Origin of the sequence: Bacillus sp. FSL K6-2819, from assembly GCF_038008305.1 — a bacterium.
Classification (GTDB): domain Bacteria; phylum Bacillota; class Bacilli; order Bacillales; family Bacillaceae; genus Bacillus; species Bacillus amyloliquefaciens.
This window is the reverse complement of the sequence record NZ_JBBOYV010000001.1, coordinates 793,842-812,762: the sequence shown is the minus strand read 5'-3', so window position 1 is coordinate 812,762 and position 18,921 is coordinate 793,842. Positions and strand designations below refer to the sequence as shown.

Genomic DNA, 18,921 nt, shown 5'->3' with positions numbered 1-18,921 from the left:
AACGATGCCAACTATTATTAATACATGAAAAAATGCACCTGTCATAGGACAGTTGCAAAGGCCTTACTAGAACTAGAGCATCAGCATGTTGTCTACGCTAAGCCAAAAAGTGGTTATTACATTGTTGACTATTATCAAACCCCTAGTCCAATTAAAGATCATATTGATTTTATCTGCTGATCCGGATAAACGCATTGCCTTATCGGCACTTTAACATTGTATGAATCAAGCGATAGATCATTATAAGGAGCAATTATTCACGTATAGTTAGCAACAGGGGCTTTACTCTTTAAAAAAGGAGTTTACAAAATATTCACAGGAGTTACAAGTATTCACGAGACTTGAACGAGTCGTTATTGCTCTTCATATTTTGTCTGTAATACCGTTTCCAAACGAAAAAAAGAATATGTTTATGGAGCAGCATGATAGAACTTTACTGTTGAATCATGTTACAGCTTTAGGAATTGATCTAAAAAATGAGGGTTTCCGCACGTTTTTTCAGCTCTTTTCGTCAGTGAAAATAAAGTTCTCTGAGAAAAGACAGTCAGGGCAAAGGCTCCCTATGAAAAAGACCCGGAAATCGGCAAGGTTCATTCTGCCGAAATCCAGATCTGATCAGGAATCGTTTTTTAATTAGACGATTTCAATACAAGCTTCGCCACAGCTTCCACATGAGCCGTCTGCGGAAACATATCCACAGGCTGAATATATTCGACGCGATAGTCCTTCGACAGCGCCTGCAAGTCTTTCGCCAGTGTGGAAGGATTGCAGGATACGTAGACGAAGCGTTTCGGTTTTACTTTTTTGATGGTATCTAAAAATGTTCCGTCGCAGCCCGTTCTCGGCGGGTCGACGATGACCACGTCTGGGCGGAAGCCTTCTTTCGTCCATTTCGGGAGCCAGTGTTCAGCTGTTCCTGTGACATATGCCGCGTTTTTGATGCCGTGTTTTTTGGCGTTCTTCTTCGCATCGTCAATTGATTCTTTAATGACGTCCATGCCGCGGATCTCTTTCGCCCCGCTTGAGACCCACATGCCGATCGTACCGACGCCGCAATATGCGTCAACGACTTTTTCTTTTCCGGTCAGCTGCGCCGCTTTTTTCACTTCGTCATACAGCTTGACCGTCTGCTCAGGGTTGAGCTGGAAGAAAGCGCGGGCGCTTAATTCAAATGACACGTCACCAAGTACCTCTTGAATGGCATGGCTTCCGGCCAGCGCTTTTGTTTTGTCCCCGAAAATGACGGATGTGCGCGCGCCGTTGATGTTTTGAATAATCGATTTCACTTCGGGCAGACGATTCTGAATGGCTTTGACGATCTCGTCTTTATTCGGAAGTGTCTCTTTCGCCGTGACAAGCACGACCTGCACTTCGCCTGTTTCAAAACCGACTCTCGTCACGATGGTGCGGACATCGCCTTTTTTGGTCCGTTCGTTATAAACAGATACGTTGTGTTTTTCCAATATGCGGCGGACAATACCCGTTGTTTTGTTCGTCGCCGGATGCTGGACAATGCATTCCTTAATCGGAACAATTTTATGGGAATCAAGTCCGTATAAGCCGGCAATGATGCTGCCGCTTTGCGAGCGTCCGACTTGAAACTGGCTTTTGTTCCGGTAATTCCACGGGTTGTCCATTCCGATCGTTTCTTTAATGTTCATTTCTTCAACATTGAATCTCGTATGACGTTCCAAAGACTGAATGACGATATCGCGCTTTTCGCGAAGCTGCTGACTGTAGGCCAGATGCTGAAGCTGGCAGCCGCCGCATTGATCGTATACCGGACAAGGCGGCGTGACGCGGTGTTCAGACGGCTTGCGGATTTTTTTGACGCGTGCTTCTGAAAATTTCGGCTGAACGTTTGTCGCTTCGGCAACGACTTCTTCGCCGGGCAGAGCGCCGGGAACGAAGACAACCTTTTTCTTAAAATAGCCGACGCCCTCTCCATTAATGCCGAGGCGTTTGATGGTCAGCGGAAATGTCTGTCCGATTTTCAATTCGGCAGGCGCCTTTTTTTGATGTTGATTCACGTTTTATTCTCTCCGTTTCTATAATAAAGCCATCCTCATGGGAAAACGGCTGATTTGAAATATCACATCTTTTCAGTATAACATGCAGCCGGCGGTTCCTTCATGTTTTTCACCGGAAGTTTCCAAAAAATACTCGGAAGCGATCAAATGCCATCGGTAAGCCATCTTGTTTTTATTCAATACTTCTCCACAAATACAAGGACGCGTAGCTTAAATACGGCGCCCATTCCCTGCTTACTTGAAGCATCAAGTCTTTTGACGGTTTATCCTCAAGGGCGAAGCGGCGTTTGACGGCGTTTTGCAGGCCGATATCTGCCAAAGGAAACAGATTCGGGCGGCCGAGGCCGAACATGAGGACGTTTTGGACGGTCCATGGCCCGATGCCTCTGATGGTGATCAGCTTTTTCATAATGTCTTCATCCGATAACTGGGGAAGTTCCGCAAGATTGAGCGCTCCGTCTGCAATCATCCGTGAAAGGTCAATCGCATATTCCGCTTTTCTCATGCTGAACTGAAGCTCCCGCAAGTCCTGATACTCAAGCGCCGCAATCGTTTTCGGCTCGGGGTAGCACCAGACGCCGTCTTTTTGTTCGCCGAAGGCATGGACGAACCGTTCCGTTAAGGTAAAAGCGAAGGACAGGTTGAGCTGCTGGTGGATGATGCATTTCATGAGACAGTTGTACACATCGTATTCCAGCACGAGCGGGGTTCCCGCATGCTCTTCAAAAAGCGCAGACAGATTTGTTTTTGAAAAATGATCAAGCACAGGCTGAAGCGGCTGCTCCCACTGAAAAATGTGTTTGATCCGTTCAATCATCTCCTCGCGGTCCGTTTCGCCGCTGACGAGGAAAACCGGATCTATGGCGGTGCCTTTCGCTTGAACCGTGATGACCGACAGTTTGCCGTCCCGTGTTCTGAGCGGAACTTTAATTGACCTTGCTGTAAGATCGACCGCATTCAGCGGATCGAGTGACAGCCTTTCAAGCACTTTATCAAAATGATACGGCGGCGTGACCGAAACCGTTTCCTCCCACATATGCTCCACCCCTTTTTGTCCAAGTATATCACGAAGCGTTCCGACGGCAATTCGTATACTTTTCTTCATAACGCCGCATGATATAATGGCAGGCGGAGGGTTGTTTATGATACATATAACCGCAATCACAACACATAATGAGATATTAGATAATATCCCCCTATCACGTACAGAACAACCGGACATCGCATGGTACTGGATTGATTTTTTCGGAGCCGAGATGCATGAAACCGAGCTGCTGCGGGATTATTTCCATTTTCATCCGCTCGCGATTGAGGATTGCTTTCAGCACATGCAGCGGCCGAAAATCGACCATTATGACGGCTACCGTTTTTATGTGCTCCACGCCTTGAACCCGGACACACTGGAAATGGAAGAGGTGGACATTTTTCAGTCCGACCGTTTCATCGTCAGCTTCCATCTGCACGAATCGCCCGGCATCTCGAGAGTAAGAGAACGGTTTTTCGCTTCTCCGGGGTTAGCCAAAAAAGGGCCCGGACACATAACGTATATGATTATGGATCAGCTTGTCGATGAATATTTCCCTGTGCTGTACAAAATTGAAGACCGGCTGAATGAAATTGAAGACAGCAGAACACATAAATCTTACGGCACTTTAATGAATGAAGTGTTTGAATTGCGGACTGATCTTTTGAACCTGAGGCGGACGATCATTCCGATGCGCGATTTAATGTACCGGATTTTGAGTCTTGACCATGTAAAAGAAAGCCGTGAAACAAAAGCATATTTCAGCGATATTTACGACCACCTGTTAAAACTGGCTGAGCTGATCGAGTCAAACCGTGATATGACGTCAGATCTGCGGGACAGCTATGTAACACTGAATTCAAACCGGATGAACGCCATCATGATGACGTTAACCATCGTCTCGACCATTTTTATTCCGCTCACGTTTATCGCGGGAGTTTACGGCATGAATTTCGATAACATGCCTGAGCTTCATTGGAAATACGGGTATTTTATCGTTTTGGGTGTAATGGCCGCTCTTGTGGCCGCCATGCTGTTTTGGTTCGCCCGCAAAGGCTGGTTTAATATTTTCAAGTAAGAACGGCTGCCGGCTGTTCTTTTTTTTGTGAAAACATGATATGTTGGAAAAAAACGTAAAGAGGTGTGCGCCGTTACCATTCTTTCTCACAAAACCATTTCTTCCGCCCTTCTGCTTCTCAGTGTCATGTCCATTGCCCCGCTGTATAACGGCTGTACGATGTCTGATTACATCTTTGAGTGGCTCGGCTTTTCTTCTTGGTCTGAAGATGGAGCCCATATCTCCGTCATTCCCGGGGTCGTGCTATATTTTGCGGCGTTAATCTGGTGTGCCGCCTCGTTCAGACGGACGCTTCCCGCTGTGGGGCTGTTTCTGATCTTTCTCAGCATGGGGGTCTCTTCCAGCATCAGTCCTGTCACTGAATATGCCGCTTTTTCCTTAAAACAGTTCGCGCCTGAAAGAAAAGCTGTCGAATATCTGAAGCACCGCAGTGAATGCAGTCATCTGATTGAGCGCAAAAAAGCGAGAATGAGCTGCACGATTTATATCAATTATTATGGAAAAGGGGAACAAACCATATCTATCACACCTGACCTATCTGAGAACGTAAAGGGCGTCACATTCAAATCAAAAACATTCACTGTAAAGCCCCGATCGAAAACAATCATCAAGGCGCAGTTTACCGGCTTTTATAAAGGGAAAGCCGCATCAGACAGCGGATGGTCTTCAGAACCTGACCTAAAAGTTGCAAGCCTGCACACAGCAGAATAAACGTTTTGCATGTATAATGATGGAAAACATTTCATTGGAGGGACTGCAAATGAAAATCGCCATCGTCGGACTCGGCAATATGGGCCGCCCCATCGCCGAAAATATCATGAAAGCCGGATACAGTCTGACTGTCTATAACCGGACGAAAGAAAAAGCGGCTGATCTGCTGGAGAAAGGGGCCGAATATGCCAAAACGCCCCGTCAGGCAGCTGAACATGCGGACATTGTGCTGTCAATGCTGTCAGACGATGAAGCCGTAACAGGTGTGACTTTCGGGCCTGACGGCATTATTGCCGGGTTATCTGAAAAAGGCATTCATATTTCAATGAGCACCATCAGCACGGCGCTGTCAGAACAGCTTTCCGCTGCGCATTCGAGCAGAGGACAGTCCTTTATTGCCGCTCCCGTCCTCGGCCGTCCCGATGCGGCTGAGAAGGCCGAGCTCCGCATCATCACAGCCGGCCCTCAGGAAGCGAAGAAAAAGGCCGAACCGCTGTTTAAAAGCCTGGGTCAGCAAGTATTTGACACCGGTGAAGAGACCAAAACAGCCAACGCGGCCAAAATCAGCATCAATTTCTTGCTCGTTTCTATGCTGGAGGCGTTATCTGAATCATTCTTAATGATGGAGAAGTACGGCTTGGGCCAAAAACAATTTTTAGAAATCGCCAACGCGCTCTTTGGCTCTCCCGTCTATCAAAATTACGGAACCATCATGTCCGAGCAGAAATTCGAACCGGCCGGTTTCAAAATGTCTTTAGGCCTGAAGGATACCAATCTGGCGCTTGCCGCCGCAGAACAGGTTGCCGCAAAGCTCCCTCTTGCCGAGCTGGCCAAGAGCCATTTTGAAAGCGGGATCGAACAAGGCTTCGGGGGTCTGGATTGGGCCGCTTTGATTAAATGCCTGAAATAACAAAACACCTCTCCAATAGCAGGAGAGGTGTTTTTTACAAGCGCGGCAGCTTCATTTCTTTCTCAAACATAAGGTCATCAATGCTTTTAAACGTGTATCCTTCTTTTTTTAAATCGGTAATCGCATCGTCCAAAGCTTCTGAATTGTCCTTTGAAACGGTGTGGAGAAGGTAGATCGCGCCGGGATGCGCCTGCTTGATCATGTGATCGTAGGCGTATTTTTTCCCTTTCTGCTCCTTAACCTTCCAATCGACAAATGCGACGGACCAGAAAACGGTTTGATATCCGAGGCGCTTCGTTTCTTTCAAGACATATTCGCTGAATACGCCGCGCGGCGGACGGAGATACAGGTTATCCCGCTTTCCGGTGATGTTGTAAACAGCTTCCGTGACGGAATCGAGTTCGTCCTGAATCTGATCACCCGTTTTTGTCGTCAGATCAGGATGGTGAAAAGAATGATTGCCGATAATATGGCCTTCCTTTGACATCCGCTTAATCAAATCAGGCTGCTCTTTTACAAAATGGCCTGTGACAAAAAAAGTGCCCGTGACATGATGTTTCTTTAACACATCAAGCACCTTCGGGGTGTATCCATTTTCATATCCGTTATCAAACGTTAAATAAATGGTCTTTTCTTTCGTATTGCCTAAATAAAAGGCATCATATTTTTTGACCAGATTGTCCAGCTGCTTGCCGGCATCCGGCGGCTGATGATTGACGCTTCGTTTAAATCCCCAGTTTATCCGCTCATTCGGCACGGCCTCTGCGCTGTTTATGCCTCCCGCAAGTAAAACGGCCATGCAGCAAATTGAACAAAACCATTTCATGCCCAGCACTCCTTCTGCATTTTTCCTTATTTTGCAGTAGGCTCTCCCCTTTTATACAGCCGCATTATGGAAAGAGAAAAACCCCGGCAGATGCCGGGGTTTATTCCCAATCCTTTTTAAACCGTTCGTATTTTGCTTCCAGATCATCAAGCATGCCGATGAGCCGGTCTATATCTTCAACGTCCGTTGATTCAGGGTCTAACGAATCAATGACATTCATAAACATATCGAGTCTGTTCTTCAAGTAATCGAGCTGCTGATCTTTGCTGTTTACTGCATTCCCCATACTTCCACTCCATTCATTTTTTATAATGGTAGCGTATTTTTTGCCGTTTTTCAATGGTTCCGCTACTTGCGATCTTGGCAGATCAGGTCTAAAATTAACAGTTGGCAGACGTTAGTATGCCCATTTATAAAGGAGTTAGATAGTCATGACACAAAACACAGCACTGCGTCCGATCACACCGGAGTACGATCCTTGGGAAGCGTACATGGATGTGGACCAGTATGGAGATATGAAACTGACGAACGTTGAATTCACAACGACGACCTTGTGCAATATGAGATGCGAGCATTGCGCCGTGGGATACACGCTTCAGCCGAAAGACCCGAATGCGCTGCCGCTCGACCTTTTATTAAAGCGGCTCGAAGAAATTCCTCTGTTACGCTCCATCAGCATTACGGGCGGCGAACCGATGCTTTCTCTGAAATCGGTAAAGGAATATGTCGTCCCGCTTTTGAAATATGCGCATGAACGCGGTGTGCGCACACAGATCAATTCAAACCTGACGCTTGATATCGGGCGCTATGAACGGATTATTCCTTATTTGGACGTCCTTCACATTTCCCACAACTGGGGAACGGTCGAGGACTTTGCCGACATCGGATTTGCGATGATGGAGAAGAAACCGACATTTGAACAGCGGGCGCGCTATTTTGACAAAATGATTGAAAACAGCCGCACGCTGGTGGAGGCAGGCGTCATGGTTTCGGCGGAGACGATGCTGAACAAGCGCACGCTGCCGCATATCGAACATATTCACCGGCAGATTACGGAAGAAATGAAATGTCAGCGGCACGAAGTCCATCCGATGTATCCGAGTGATTTCGCCAGCGCGCTGGAATCACTGAGCCTGAAAGACATGAGACAGGCCATTCATCATCTGCTCGATATTCGTGATGAAGAGACATGGATGCTGTTCGGCACGCTGCCGTTTTACGCATGCAGCCCTGATGAAGAAGACCAGAAGCTGCTCCGCCGCCTGCGGGAAGCGAAAAACGTTACGGTGCGAAACGACCCTGACGGCCGCTCACGCCTGAATGTCAACATTTTTGACGGAAATATCATTGTCACGGATTTCGGCGATACACCGCCGCTCGGCAATATTAAAACAGACAGCCTTCCTGAAGCGTATGACAGGTGGAGACAGACGAAGCTGAGCAAAGAGCTGAACTGCCGCTGCTCAAACGTCCGGTGCCTCGGCCCGAACGTTCTTGTCAAAAACAGTTATTATCAGGAGACAGATTTTTCATTACGCAAAGCCAGAGGTTAACAGAAGATGGAAACGACAATTACAGATATTTTGAAAAGCAAAGTGGTTGAGATCATCATCGTCGCTCTCGTGCTTTACGTCGGTGTTTTTCTGATCAACCGCTTTGTACAGATGTTATTTAAACGCACTGATTTCTTGGAGGAACGGAAAGGAAAGACAATCGAAAGCCTCGTCCGGTCCATCACCCAGTATACGGCGACGATCGGTTTTATCTTTTACGTTATTTCATTATTTGTTCATGATTTCGGCCGAATTTTAGCCGGGGCGGGCGTTGCCGGTATCGTCATCGGTTTCGGAGCCCAGTCTTTAATCAAGGACATTTTGGCCGGTGTATTTTTAATATACGAACGCCAGCTGCATAAAGGCGATTACGTGACGATTAATAATCTGTTCAACGGCACAGTCGAAGAAATCGGACTCCGTTCTTTGCAGATCCGTGAGTTCTCCGGCAAGCTGCTTACCATTTCAAATGGTGAGGTCAGACAGCTTCAGAACTATAACATTGATTTTATGCGGATTACCGAATCTGTCGTGATCAGCTATAAGGAAGACCCTGAACGGGTATATGCCATCTTAGAAAAAGCCTGTGACATGCTCAATGATGAACTTCGCGATTCACTGAAACGGGATGAATTTCTCAATGCAACGGAGCCGTTTCAAGTGCATGGAATCATGAGCCTGAACAAATTGACGAGAGGCATTGAATTTACGGTTAAAGGCATGGTTCAAGACACAGAATACTTCTCGGCAAGCCTTGCGGTGAGGCGCGTTCTTGCCCGCGAGCTGTACAACAACAATGTGCAATTGCTTGAGGAGATGTATCACACACAAAAAAGCTGATTCCCAAACCGGAATCAGCTTTTTCATTTATCTCGGCTGCGCTGTAATTTGAAAGCCGAATGTGACATGATCCTGCACCGGAATCCAAGCGCCGATTCCTTGCGAGGTCACATTTTTGACGACAAGTTTCCGCTTGCTGCCTTTCAGCACCAAATACACTTCGCCGTATGTTACTTTTCCTTTTTCATTAACGGCCGGGGCATAGGCGTGTAAATAGCCGAGCCGCTGCGGAGAAATTTTATAAGTTTGATCGCGTTTTGTGCCTGCGCCGATGACTGTTTCAAATGCAAGCGGCAGTTTTGTTTTCTTCATCGCTTTTTGCATCATCATGCTTTTCACATCTTCTGCGTTCGGCACTTTTGCTGTGAGCCCGCCTTTGATTTTGTATTGCTGTTCTTGTGCGTATGAAATTTCCGCGGCTTGCTGCCCGCCCCGGTTATCCGCTCTGTTTGTGTTGATTTTTTTATATTCCCAGTTGGCGACCGTTTCGTTCGACTGATAGCCGAGCGCCCATTTCCCGAGAAATATTTTCGCCCGGTATCCGATGGCGAGCGGCGAACCGGAAACCGTGGTTTCATTCAGCATTTTAATCAGATGCGGGTTTTCGATGTTGATCTCTGATGTATCTAACAATTCCTTTGCCAGTTTGCTCGGCTGAAGCATCGGCTGGTCCTGTGAAGCATTCGGATACGTATTTTCCTTTGAAATGCTTACGACAGAGTTGGGAACCTTAAACGGTTTCTTTGCACCGGCAGACGGCGTTGCGAAAAAACTAAAAGATAACAGCAGAATCAGTGTGGCATGAAACAGCTTTCTCATCATATCACTCTTTCTATAGCATTTTCCTTTAGTCTTTTCCTCCGCAATCGTTGTTATCCGCATTTTTTTACAGGTTAAAGCAGGAAAAATCCGATCGCCATAATGACATAGGCCGCAAGGAGCGTAGCCCCTTCAAACCAGTTCGAATCACCGTCATTTGAAATCATCGTCATCAAAAGGACGGATGATATCATTGCGACAAGCTCAGGCAATGTGAATACAAGCGGCATATTGACCGGGAAAAAGACGGAACAGATGACAAGCACCGGGGCCACAAACATGGCGATCTGCAAAGTCGATCCGACCGCGATTTCAACGGCGACATCCATTTTGTCTTTGTACGCCATAATGATGGCGGACGCATGTTCTGCGGCATTTCCGACGATTGCGACGATAATCACTCCGATAAACAGCTCGCTCCAGCCGAACTGTTCAGCCACCGCATGAAACGTATGGACGAGATTTTCAGATATGTAGGCGACGATAATGGTGGCGATAAATAAGACGGCAGTCGCTCTCTTCCCAGACCACTCAGGCTGCTCCTCTTCTTCCTTGGCCTCCGGCTGGTTCGGCTGATAAACACCGCGGTGAGTGACGAGCTTGAAATAAAGAGCCGCCACGTACAAAAGGATCATGATGATGCTGATGCCGACACTTAAATCAAGCTTGCTTTTTTCCCCCATATCCATGGAAAACACTTCGGGAATGACAAAAGCTACGATAATGGCAAATATCAGCAGGCCTGAATTATGCCGGGCATCATGAATATTGAATTCCTGCCGCTTGTATTTCAAACCGCCGATAAAAAACGACAACCCCGCGACGAGCAGAAGATTGCCGAGCACCGAACCGGTCAGTGAAGCAAGCACGATGCCCGTCAGCCCTTCCTTTAAGGCAAAAAGCGATATAATCAGCTCTACCGCATTTCCGAACGTGGCGTTCAGCAGGCCGCCGATCCGCGGACCCGCGATAATGGCAAGAGATTCAGTCGCTCTCCCCATATAACTTGCAAGCGCAATAATCGTCAAACAATAAATAATAAACAAAACAGCTGACGGCCAGTGTATCAGGCTTCCGATAACTGAAAGCGGCACCCCCGCCGCAGCCGTAAAGAAAAAAATCCGATTCATACTCAGCCTGGCTCCTTTTTCGAATGAGTCTTTTTTATCCTTCTCAAAAACTCCCTCAATTACACTTCCGTAGAAACCCAAATTGGCATTTTCAGGTTGCCGGACGCGAAAAATCCGTGTACGATCAAGACAGATACTGAAGAAGGAGAAAATACGCGATGTCACGACTGCACTTCTTTATTTTGGTTCTGCTTGTTTCCATCTCCGGTTTTTCCCAAGGCATGCTTTTGCCGGTGATTTCCGTCATTTTTGAAACGAACGGAGAATCAGCCGCCATAAACGGCCTTCACGCAACCGGCCTGTATATCGGCGTGCTTCTCGCGTCGCCGTTTATGGAAGCGCCGCTGAGAAAGCTCGGATACAAACCACTGATGGTAACGGGCGGATTTCTTGTCATCATCAGCTTATTCAGTTTTATTTGGCTTCAATCCATATGGATATGGTTTTTTCTTCGGCTGCTTATCGGAATCGGCGACCATATGCTTCATTTTTCAACCCAAACGTGGGTGACTTCAAAGTCAACGCCTCAAAACAGAGGAAGAAACATTTCGCTGTACGGGCTGTCCTTCGGGCTTGGATTCGCTGTCGGTCCGTTCATGGTTCCTCTTGTGAAAACAAGTCCGTCCCTTCCGTTTATTGTATCCGGCTGTATCAGTCTTGCCGCCTGGCTGTTTGTGTTTTTCTTACGTAATGAGCACCCGCCGCAAGGTCCGGATGAAACAGCCGGGGACAACAGCGCAAAACGTTTCTACCGCGCCATTCTTTTCGGCTGGGTCGCTTTTCTTCCGGCTTTCGGCTATGGCTTTTTAGAAACGGCGCTGAACGGAAGCTTCCCCGTGTACGCCCTGCGCTTAGGCATATCCGTTGATGCCGTCGCGCTGATATTGCCCGCTTTCGCCATCGGAAGTATTGTATTCCAGTTTCCGCTTGGTTTATTAAGCGATCGGTTCGGTAGAAAACGTGTCCTGCTCGTCATTTTACTGACGGGCGCCCTGTGTTTTTCGACGGCCGGATTGTTTCCGTCGCCTGCCGTTATCGGCGGCTGCTTTTTCATGGCGGGGATGGCGGTCGGCAGTATGTTTTCCCTCGGTATCAGCTATATGAGCGACCTGCTGCCGTCCCATCTGCTTCCGGCGGGCAATCTGCTCTGCGGCATTTCCTTCAGCCTCGGCAGCATGATCGGGCCGGTGGCGGGCGGCTGGTATATGCAGCGGTTTGAAAGCGCCAATTTGTTTTATTTTATTACGGTGATCCTCATCTGTATTTGGCTTGCGCTCGTCTTCGGAAAAACAAAGCACAGCCCTGCATCTGAATCCCATTCTTTCCCGGTCTCATAAAAAAAGCCGCCTGTTCCATGCCAGGCGGCTTCTTTCTAGTGGTATCCGTTCTGCCCGTTCGCGCTTCCGCTTGTTTTATTCTTCGGGCCGTTTTTTGAGTTTTGTTTATTATGGCTTCCGCCTTTTTTCGTATGCTTGGTCATAATCGGTTTCCCTCCGTTTTCAGCTTGAACGTCATCCGTTCCTCTATAGCTTGCTCCCGCGGTAGGGATTTTCATCAGGAAGCTTTTTACGTTTATGTAAAAGCGCGTTGATTTCTCCTCCTAAAATCAGCAGGGTTCCCGTCAGGTAAAACCAGATCATAAGGACGATAATTCCCCCGATGCTCCCGTATGTGGCGCTGTAGTTGGCAAAAGTGCCGACGTAAAATGAGAACAGCATACTGACGATAATCCAGCCGGCTGCCGCAAACACGGCTCCCGGCAGCACAAAGCGGAGAGAAAGCCTTTTATTCGGCGCGAAAATGTAAAGCGCGGTAAACACGATTAAAAGGATTAGCGGACTGATACCCCAGCGGACAACCGACCACACCTGCAAAAACAGGCCGGGGGCGCCGATAAAATCTGCGGCCAGCAGCCCGATTTCTCTGCCGAACACCGGCAGAAGCAGTGCGATTAAAATCGTAACCACCATCGCGATGGTTAAAAAAATTGAGGTCAGGCGAATGATGATAAATGAGCGGTTTTCTTCGACTTCGTAGGCATGGTTAAATGCTCTGACAATCGCATTCATACCGTTGGAAGCCGACCAGATGACGGCGATAATCCCGAATGACAAAAGCCCGCCGCTGCGTTTGTTCAGCGTTTGCTCCGTAATGGATTTCACCATGGACATGGCGCTGTCGGGCGCATATTGATCGACTGCGCCGAGCACGTCTTCTGCCGATATGGGAAGATAGGCGGTGAGCGTCAGTATGAAAATGATTAACGGAAACAATGACAGCAGAAAAAAATACGCCAGCTCCGCCGATTTACTTTGTCCTTCATGCAGAGAAAACCTTGCAAACAGCTCCTTCATAAAACTCATGACATCCCACCTCAATGATCGTTTTTCGAAAAATGCTCCTTCGTTTCTTTTAACAGCTCAATGACCTGCGGTGTTGTCTGCTTCAGCTTGGAGATCTGATTGTTTAAAAAACTCAGATCGTCTGATACGGTATTGGCCATGATTTTCACTTGATCCATTTTTGCAGAAGCCTCCTGTTTCAGGGCTTCAGGATTTTTCCGGTAAAATGCAGCACGCTGCCTGCACGCGTCCATATTCCGGAAACATGCCTCTCTTGTCGGCTTATGTAATAATGACAGTGCTCCGCCGGCGGCAGCGCCGATCAGAATTGCTTTTGCCATGAAGCGTGTCTGTTTCATCGGTCAATCCCCCTTATAAATGATGGTCTTTCTTAATTGTGTCCAGCAAATGATGGCACCCCGACTCGATCAACGCGTACACCTCGCTGAAATTCCCGGTATAGTACGGATCGGGCACGTCCGCAAGATCCGACTCCGGTACATAATCAAGCAGCCTTGCGATACGCGGCGCCGCTTTTTTATAACCGGCCATGCTGCGCAGATGTCCGATATTTTCAGCATCCATTGCAATGACGTAATCGAAATCGGTCAGATCAGACTCACGGACCTGCCTTGCCGTGATGCCGCTTGTGCTGATTCCTTTCTCCTTTAGAATCTCCTCTGTCCCTTCATGCGGCGGATTTCCCGCATGCCAGGCGCCGATTCCCGCTGAATCAATGTTAATCTGATTTTCCAGCCCGTTTTTCTTTACCATATCAGAAAATACCGCCTCTGCCATAGGCGACCGGAAAATATTTCCCAGACAGACAAACAGAACATGTACCATATCGTAACCTCCCTATTCTTTCCCCATATTTTGAGGATCAAAAACCTTATCATCATCTTAGCAACTTTTCTGCGGCTGTGGAAATATGCTTTTATTCTAAATGAATTCTGTTAGAATAAAGGATACGAAAACGGTCATGAAAGGATGCATGAATTTGCCGAGCCAACAAACAGAAACGTTAAACAAGATGATTGAAGACATTTCGCAGAAGCTCAATATGCTCAATGTCGGCGTCATCAAAGCGGAAGATTTCAGTGATGAAAAAATAGAAGATCTTACATATCTTCATCAAATGGTCATGAAAAAGGAATCATTCAGCCCGAGTGAAATGCAGGCCATTGCCCAGGAGCTCGCCTCTCTCAGAAAATAAACCCATGTCAGACCTGCCGAAAACGGCGGGTCTTTTTGAATTAAAAAAGTGAAAAATAAAAGTTCATCGGTTTGACACATATAAAAAGAAGGAGTATAGTAACTGTGAACTTGGTAGAACGATATACTAAATGAGCGGGCCGCTTATATTTTTTTATTTAGTAGAACGATATACTTGATTGGTATCAGCGTTACGCGAGTATATCCGTTTGTCTCTGCAGCCGTTTTATCAAACCAGTTTTCAGAGAAAGGCAGTGGTTCAATAAAGGGGAATGGTTCTAGGCTTTTATCAGTTTAAAAAATAAATTAATTCTTTATTAACCGCATTAGGGGATGTCATCATGAAAAACATATACACCAAAATGGCAGCGGGTCTTTATATCAACTATTTCCTGCTGGGCATGATCAATATTATTATCGCATCCAATATGGAGGCATTATCAAAACAGCTTCATACATCAGCAGCCGGAGTCAGCTATTTGGTCTCCGCCATCGGAATCGGGAAGCTGATTTCGCTTCTGTTTGCCGGAAAGCTCTCGGATACATTCGGGAGACGGCCGTTTATCGTGGCGGGCGCATTTCTGTATCTGATTTTCTTAATCGGAATTCCGCTTTCGACAAGCTATACGGCCGCGTTTATCTTCGCCATTTTCGCAGGGATCGCAAATTCCTTTTTGGATTCCGGGACATATCCTGCTCTTATTGAAGGATTTCCGAAAAACGCAAGCTCTGCAACCGTGTTAATCAAAGCGTTTGTATCCATCGGCGCGACGGTGCTGCCGTTTTTTATCGCATTTATTGCGGACAGGCATTTGTTTTACGGCTGGACTTTTTTCGTGCCGGGCATCATTTTCTTCCTGAACGGCTTTTTCCTGCTGAAGGTGCCGTTTCCGAATCATAAGCAAAAAGACGACGGCGGCCTGACGGAAGCCTTTCCGCCGGATGACACGTTCAAATCACAGCCGTCGATATGGCGCGAAGGACTTGCCATTATTTTGTTAGGCTTTTCATCTACGGCGCTGTTTATGCTCGTTCAAGTATGGCTTCCTAAGTTCGGACAATCCGTTTTGGGCATGCCGGAGGTGCAAGCCGTTAAGTTGCTTAGCTATTACAGCATCGGGGCGCTTGTGTCTGTGTTATTGTTGGCCGTGCTGTTAAACAGAGTGATTCAGCCGATTACGGTAATGGTGCTGTACCCGGTGATCGCGGCAATCGCGCTGCTTGCTTTGATTTTCATTCATCAGCCGGCCGTATCGGTCATCAGCTCCTTTGTCATCGGTCTTTCAACTGCGGGTATTCTGCAATTGGCGATGACGGTTATGGCTGTTTTATTCCCTAAAAATAAAGGTACCATCACATCTTTTGTTAATATAGCATCAAGCTTATCTTTTATTGTCATTCCGCTTGTAACGGGAGCGATATCCAAAGCGGCCGGCCTGACCCCTGTTTTTCTGCTAGATATCGGAATTGCGGCTGTCAGCGCACTTCTCGCATTGTTTATCGGAATCCGCTTTAAGCAAGTGATGAAAGCCTGACTATTTTTTAAGGGAGAGGATTTATCATGCATACTATTACAATCAAAAACACGGTTATCGGCGAAGGCCTTCCGAAGATCATTGTGCCGCTGATGGCAGCCGGAGAGAAAGAGCTTCTTGAAGAAATGGAAGCCGTTAATAAGCTTCACCCGGATATCATTGAGTGGCGGGCGGATGTTTACGAGCATGTTGACAGCCTGGACGCCGTAAAAGACATGCTTGAAAAATTGCGGAAAGCCGCAGGCGAAACACCGCTGCTTTTCACCTTCAGAAGCCATAAAGAAGGCGGAAATAAAGTCATTGACGGCCGCTTTTACATTGAATTGCTCAAAACCGCAATCGAAACAAAACACATTGACCTTATAGACGTTGAATTGTTTACAGGCGATGCCGAGGTCAAATCAATTGTAAAAACCGCTGAAGAAAACGGCGTATATGTCATCATGTCCAATCATGATTTTCATCAGACACCGAAAAAAGAGGAAATCATTTCCCGGCTGCGCAAAATGCAGGCGTATGGCGCGCATATTCCGAAAATCGCGGTGATGCCGCAAAGCACTGAAGATGTTTTCGTCTTATTGGATGCCACACACACGATGAAAACACAATTCGCAGACCGGCCGATCATCACGATGTCCATGGCAGGCACGGGCCTGATCAGCCGCCTGGCCGGCGAAGTCTTCGGCTCGGCATGCACGTTCGGCGCGGGCAAAGAAGCATCAGCGCCCGGACAGATTCCCGTTGATGAATTGCGCAGTGTACTCAGCATTTTAAATAAAAATATGTAATCAGCGTTTTTCTTCCCCCGAGCGGGATGAAAAACAGATGAATGGACTAACGGAGGAATACATCATGAAGAAAGATTTAGGACGGATTAACGGAAAAACTCAGCTTATCGGATTATTCGCGACACCGATCGGACATTCTTTATCTCCGGCGATGCACAACCTGGCGTTTAAAAAATTAGGGCTGAACTACGCTTACCTCGCGTTTGAAGTCGGCAATGAACAGCTTGAAGACGTGGTAACGGGAATGCGCGCCTTAAACGTCAGAGGCTTCAATGTTTCGATGCCGAACAAGATGAAAATTCTCCCTTACCTCGATGAACTCGCGGATTCAGCGAAATTCACCGGTGCAGTTAATACAGTGGTTAATGAAAACGGCACATTGATCGGACACTCCACTGACGGTATGGGATACGTCCGCAACTTAAAAGAACACGGCATCGATATCACAGGCAAAAAAATGACGCTTGTCGGTTCCGGCGGGGCTGCCACTCCGATTGCGATTCAATCCGCATTGGAAGGTCTCGGCGAAATCTCAATTTTCGCCCGCAATGACGCGTTTTTCGAAAAAGCGGAAGAAAATGTCCGCATCATCAATGAAGAAATGAAAGGCTCTTCTTGTAAAGCGAATATCTTCCCGCTAGAAGATCAAGATGCGCTGCGTGCTGAAATCGCCACAAGCGATATTTTCACAAACGGAACGGGTGTCGGCATGAAACCGCTTGAAGGCTTGAGCGTCATTGAAGACACATCCATGCTCCGTCCGGATTTGATTGTGACAGACGTCGTTTACAACCCCGTTACGTCGAAATTGCTCGAACAGGCACAAGAGGCCGGCTGCAAAACCATTAACGGCCTCGGCATGATGCTTTGGCAGGGCGCCATGGCGTTTGAATACTGGACAGGCCGTGAAATGCCGGTTCAGTATATTAAAGAGCAAATGTTTGAATAACCTATTGTAACAAAAGCGCCGAAGGACAATCCGTCTTCCGGCGCTTTATCATTTTCTCCCCCTCTCCCTTTCTTCTCATGCGCCAAAACGCTTATAATGGTTGTAACAATAAAAACCAAGTGAGGAATGCACGTATGAAACAGCAAAAAAAACGCCGGGTGACATTGCAGCAGGTCGCTGAGCATGCCGGCGTCTCAACATCGACCGCCTCATTAATCGTCCGCAATAATCCGCGAATTTCCGAAGCGACCCGTGAAAAAGTGCTGCAATCCATGCGGGAACTGGGGTACGTGTATGATCGGGTCGCCGCGAATTTACGATCACAGACGTCTACAACGGTAGGACTGATTATTACTGACATTTCCAATACGTTTTTCTCAGAATTTCTGATCGGCGTTCAGAATACGCTCGAGGAAGTCGGATTAACGGTGCTGTTAGGCACGACATTTGATTCTGTCGCGAAGCAGGAGCAGCTGATCTCGACTATGCTGGAACACAGGGTCGGCGGATTGATTTTATGTCCGGTTTCAGGCGCGGCCGAGGAAACCCTTTCCCGCCTTGAACAGCTTGACATTCCGGTCGTGCTCGCCGTCAGGGAAATCGCCGATGCCGACTGTGATTTTGTCGGAGCCGATTATGAAGAAGGCACCTATAAGGCAGTGCATCATCTCATTGAAAAAGGCCATCAGGAGATTGCGTTTCTGGGCGGCGTGAAGCACTCATCTACATGGACAAAACGGATGAAAGGTTTAAAAAAAGCGCTCCGTGAGGCCGATCTTGAAGTGAAAAATGAATTTGTCATTGACAGTGCACCGACCCGCGAGGCAGGCTATGAAGCAGTGATGGAGCTGCTCCGCCGGCCTGAGCGCCCGACCGCGATTTTCTGCTTCAGTGATTTGGTCGCGTTCGGTGTCATGCAAGGGATCAGAAAAGCCGGGCTCATCCCGGGCGAAGATATTGATATTGTCGGTTTTGATAACGTGCCGGAAGCTGAAATTTCTTATCCCCCGCTCACAACCGTTTCTTCCTTTCCGCGGCAGTCGGGAAAAGAAGCGGCTCAATTGCTGCATGATAAAATCGCCAGTTCCCAGCACAAAAAACAGCGCATTATTCTGGCGCCTGAGCTGGTCATTCGGGAATCTTCATCAAAAAAGCGGAACGCCTGATACGG

At 47.4% G+C, this 18,921-nt stretch carries 21 protein-coding genes; 11 read left to right on the top strand and 10 right to left on the bottom strand.

Features of this window, described 5'->3' with window-relative positions; genetic code table 11:
• Positions 1 to 629: 629 nt before the first annotated feature.
• On the bottom strand, positions 630 to 2,030 hold the full coding sequence (gene rlmD / locus MHH91_RS04215) for a 23S rRNA (uracil(1939)-C(5))-methyltransferase RlmD (protein ID WP_013351402.1): 1,401 nt from the start codon (positions 2,028 to 2,030) through the stop codon (positions 630 to 632).
• A 172-nt stretch (positions 2,031 to 2,202) separates the two neighbouring features.
• Positions 2,203 to 3,066 (bottom strand): DNA-3-methyladenine glycosylase family protein, encoded by an 864-nt coding sequence (locus tag MHH91_RS04210; protein WP_013351401.1) that lies wholly within the window; start codon positions 3,064 to 3,066, stop codon positions 2,203 to 2,205.
• Positions 3,067 to 3,172: 106 nt separating this feature from the next.
• On the opposite strand from MHH91_RS04210, the gene corA reads away from it, so the two are divergent.
• From corA to MHH91_RS04195, 3 genes are all read left to right on the top strand, one after another.
• The gene (gene corA / locus MHH91_RS04205) at positions 3,173 to 4,132 is read left to right on the top strand and encodes a magnesium/cobalt transporter CorA (RefSeq protein WP_013351400.1); all 960 of its coding nucleotides are present in this window, start codon (positions 3,173 to 3,175) and stop codon (positions 4,130 to 4,132) included.
• A gap of 63 nt (positions 4,133 to 4,195) precedes the next feature.
• Positions 4,196 to 4,843 (top strand): hypothetical protein, encoded by a 648-nt coding sequence (locus tag MHH91_RS04200; protein ID WP_014471572.1) that lies wholly within the window; start codon positions 4,196 to 4,198, stop codon positions 4,841 to 4,843.
• Between the two features lie 49 nt (positions 4,844 to 4,892).
• On the top strand, positions 4,893 to 5,753 hold the full coding sequence (locus tag MHH91_RS04195) for an NAD(P)-dependent oxidoreductase (RefSeq protein ID WP_014469903.1): 861 nt from the start codon (positions 4,893 to 4,895) through the stop codon (positions 5,751 to 5,753).
• Positions 5,754 to 5,787: 34 nt separating this feature from the next.
• On the opposite strand, the gene pdaA is transcribed toward MHH91_RS04195, so the two are convergent.
• Both pdaA and MHH91_RS04185 read right to left on the bottom strand, forming a co-directional pair.
• Positions 5,788 to 6,579 carry a delta-lactam-biosynthetic de-N-acetylase gene (pdaA, locus tag MHH91_RS04190; protein WP_013351396.1) on the bottom strand — a complete coding sequence of 264 codons (792 nt, stop codon included), beginning with the start codon at positions 6,577 to 6,579 and terminating at the stop codon, positions 5,788 to 5,790.
• Positions 6,580 to 6,679: 100 nt separating this feature from the next.
• Positions 6,680 to 6,865: an SE1561 family protein gene (locus MHH91_RS04185; RefSeq protein WP_003155558.1), complete on the bottom strand. Its 186-nt coding sequence runs from the start codon at positions 6,863 to 6,865 to the stop codon at positions 6,680 to 6,682.
• Positions 6,866 to 7,010: 145 nt separating this feature from the next.
• Here MHH91_RS04185 and yfkAB point away from each other — a divergent pair, with 145 nt between their 5' ends.
• Together yfkAB and MHH91_RS04175 are read left to right on the top strand one after the other, a co-directional pair.
• Positions 7,011 to 8,132, top strand: a complete 1,122-nt coding sequence (yfkAB, locus tag MHH91_RS04180) for a radical SAM/CxCxxxxC motif protein YfkAB (protein WP_014469902.1) — start codon at positions 7,011 to 7,013, stop codon at positions 8,130 to 8,132.
• A gap of 6 nt (positions 8,133 to 8,138) precedes the next feature.
• Complete coding sequence (locus MHH91_RS04175) at positions 8,139 to 8,972, top strand: mechanosensitive ion channel family protein (RefSeq protein ID WP_014469901.1); 834 nt, start codon at positions 8,139 to 8,141, stop codon at positions 8,970 to 8,972.
• Positions 8,973 to 8,999: 27 nt separating this feature from the next.
• Here the strand turns inward: MHH91_RS04175 and MHH91_RS04170 are convergent, their stop codons facing one another.
• Positions 9,000 to 9,794 (bottom strand): YfkD famly protein, encoded by a 795-nt coding sequence (locus MHH91_RS04170; protein ID WP_014471570.1) that lies wholly within the window; start codon positions 9,792 to 9,794, stop codon positions 9,000 to 9,002.
• A gap of 71 nt (positions 9,795 to 9,865) precedes the next feature.
• Positions 9,866 to 10,921, bottom strand: coding sequence for a calcium/proton exchanger (gene cax, locus MHH91_RS04165; RefSeq protein ID WP_014469899.1), 1,056 nt, complete (start codon positions 10,919 to 10,921; stop codon positions 9,866 to 9,868).
• Positions 10,922 to 11,079: 158 nt separating this feature from the next.
• On the opposite strand from cax, the gene MHH91_RS04160 reads away from it, so the two are divergent.
• Entirely contained in the window at positions 11,080 to 12,258 is a 1,179-nt protein-coding gene (locus MHH91_RS04160; RefSeq protein ID WP_014469898.1) for an MFS transporter, read from the top strand.
• Positions 12,259 to 12,293: 35 nt separating this feature from the next.
• Here the strand turns inward: MHH91_RS04160 and MHH91_RS04155 are convergent, their stop codons facing one another.
• The 4 genes from MHH91_RS04155 to MHH91_RS04140 are packed head-to-tail and all read right to left on the bottom strand — an operon-like array spanning position 12,294 to position 14,109.
• Positions 12,294 to 12,476: a hypothetical protein gene (locus MHH91_RS04155; RefSeq protein WP_014472487.1), complete on the bottom strand. Its 183-nt coding sequence runs from the start codon at positions 12,474 to 12,476 to the stop codon at positions 12,294 to 12,296.
• On the bottom strand, positions 12,445 to 13,284 hold the full coding sequence (locus tag MHH91_RS04150; protein ID WP_014469897.1) for a YihY family inner membrane protein: 840 nt from the start codon (positions 13,282 to 13,284) through the stop codon (positions 12,445 to 12,447). The genes MHH91_RS04155 and MHH91_RS04150 overlap by 32 nt, the downstream gene beginning before the upstream one ends.
• Before the next feature lie 11 nt (positions 13,285 to 13,295).
• Positions 13,296 to 13,622: a hypothetical protein gene (locus MHH91_RS04145; protein WP_014469896.1), complete on the bottom strand. Its 327-nt coding sequence runs from the start codon at positions 13,620 to 13,622 to the stop codon at positions 13,296 to 13,298.
• 13 nt (positions 13,623 to 13,635) lie between these two features.
• A complete protein-coding gene (locus MHH91_RS04140; protein ID WP_014469895.1) occupies positions 13,636 to 14,109 on the bottom strand; it encodes a low molecular weight protein-tyrosine-phosphatase in 474 nt (157 codons plus the stop codon).
• Between the two features lie 154 nt (positions 14,110 to 14,263).
• Here MHH91_RS04140 and MHH91_RS04135 point away from each other — a divergent pair, with 154 nt between their 5' ends.
• From MHH91_RS04135 to MHH91_RS04115, 5 genes are all read left to right on the top strand, one after another.
• Positions 14,264 to 14,479: a DUF1128 domain-containing protein gene (locus MHH91_RS04135; RefSeq protein WP_013351386.1), complete on the top strand. Its 216-nt coding sequence runs from the start codon at positions 14,264 to 14,266 to the stop codon at positions 14,477 to 14,479.
• Between the two features lie 340 nt (positions 14,480 to 14,819).
• Positions 14,820 to 16,013: an MFS transporter gene (locus MHH91_RS04130; protein ID WP_013351385.1), complete on the top strand. Its 1,194-nt coding sequence runs from the start codon at positions 14,820 to 14,822 to the stop codon at positions 16,011 to 16,013.
• A gap of 26 nt (positions 16,014 to 16,039) precedes the next feature.
• Positions 16,040 to 16,801, top strand: coding sequence for a type I 3-dehydroquinate dehydratase (gene aroD / locus MHH91_RS04125; protein WP_013351384.1), 762 nt, complete (start codon positions 16,040 to 16,042; stop codon positions 16,799 to 16,801).
• A 64-nt stretch (positions 16,802 to 16,865) separates the two neighbouring features.
• Entirely contained in the window at positions 16,866 to 17,750 is an 885-nt protein-coding gene (locus MHH91_RS04120; RefSeq protein WP_014469894.1) for a shikimate dehydrogenase, read from the top strand.
• A gap of 134 nt (positions 17,751 to 17,884) precedes the next feature.
• Entirely contained in the window at positions 17,885 to 18,916 is a 1,032-nt protein-coding gene (locus tag MHH91_RS04115) for a LacI family DNA-binding transcriptional regulator (protein WP_014469893.1), read from the top strand.
• The last annotated feature ends 5 nt before the right edge of the window (positions 18,917 to 18,921 follow it).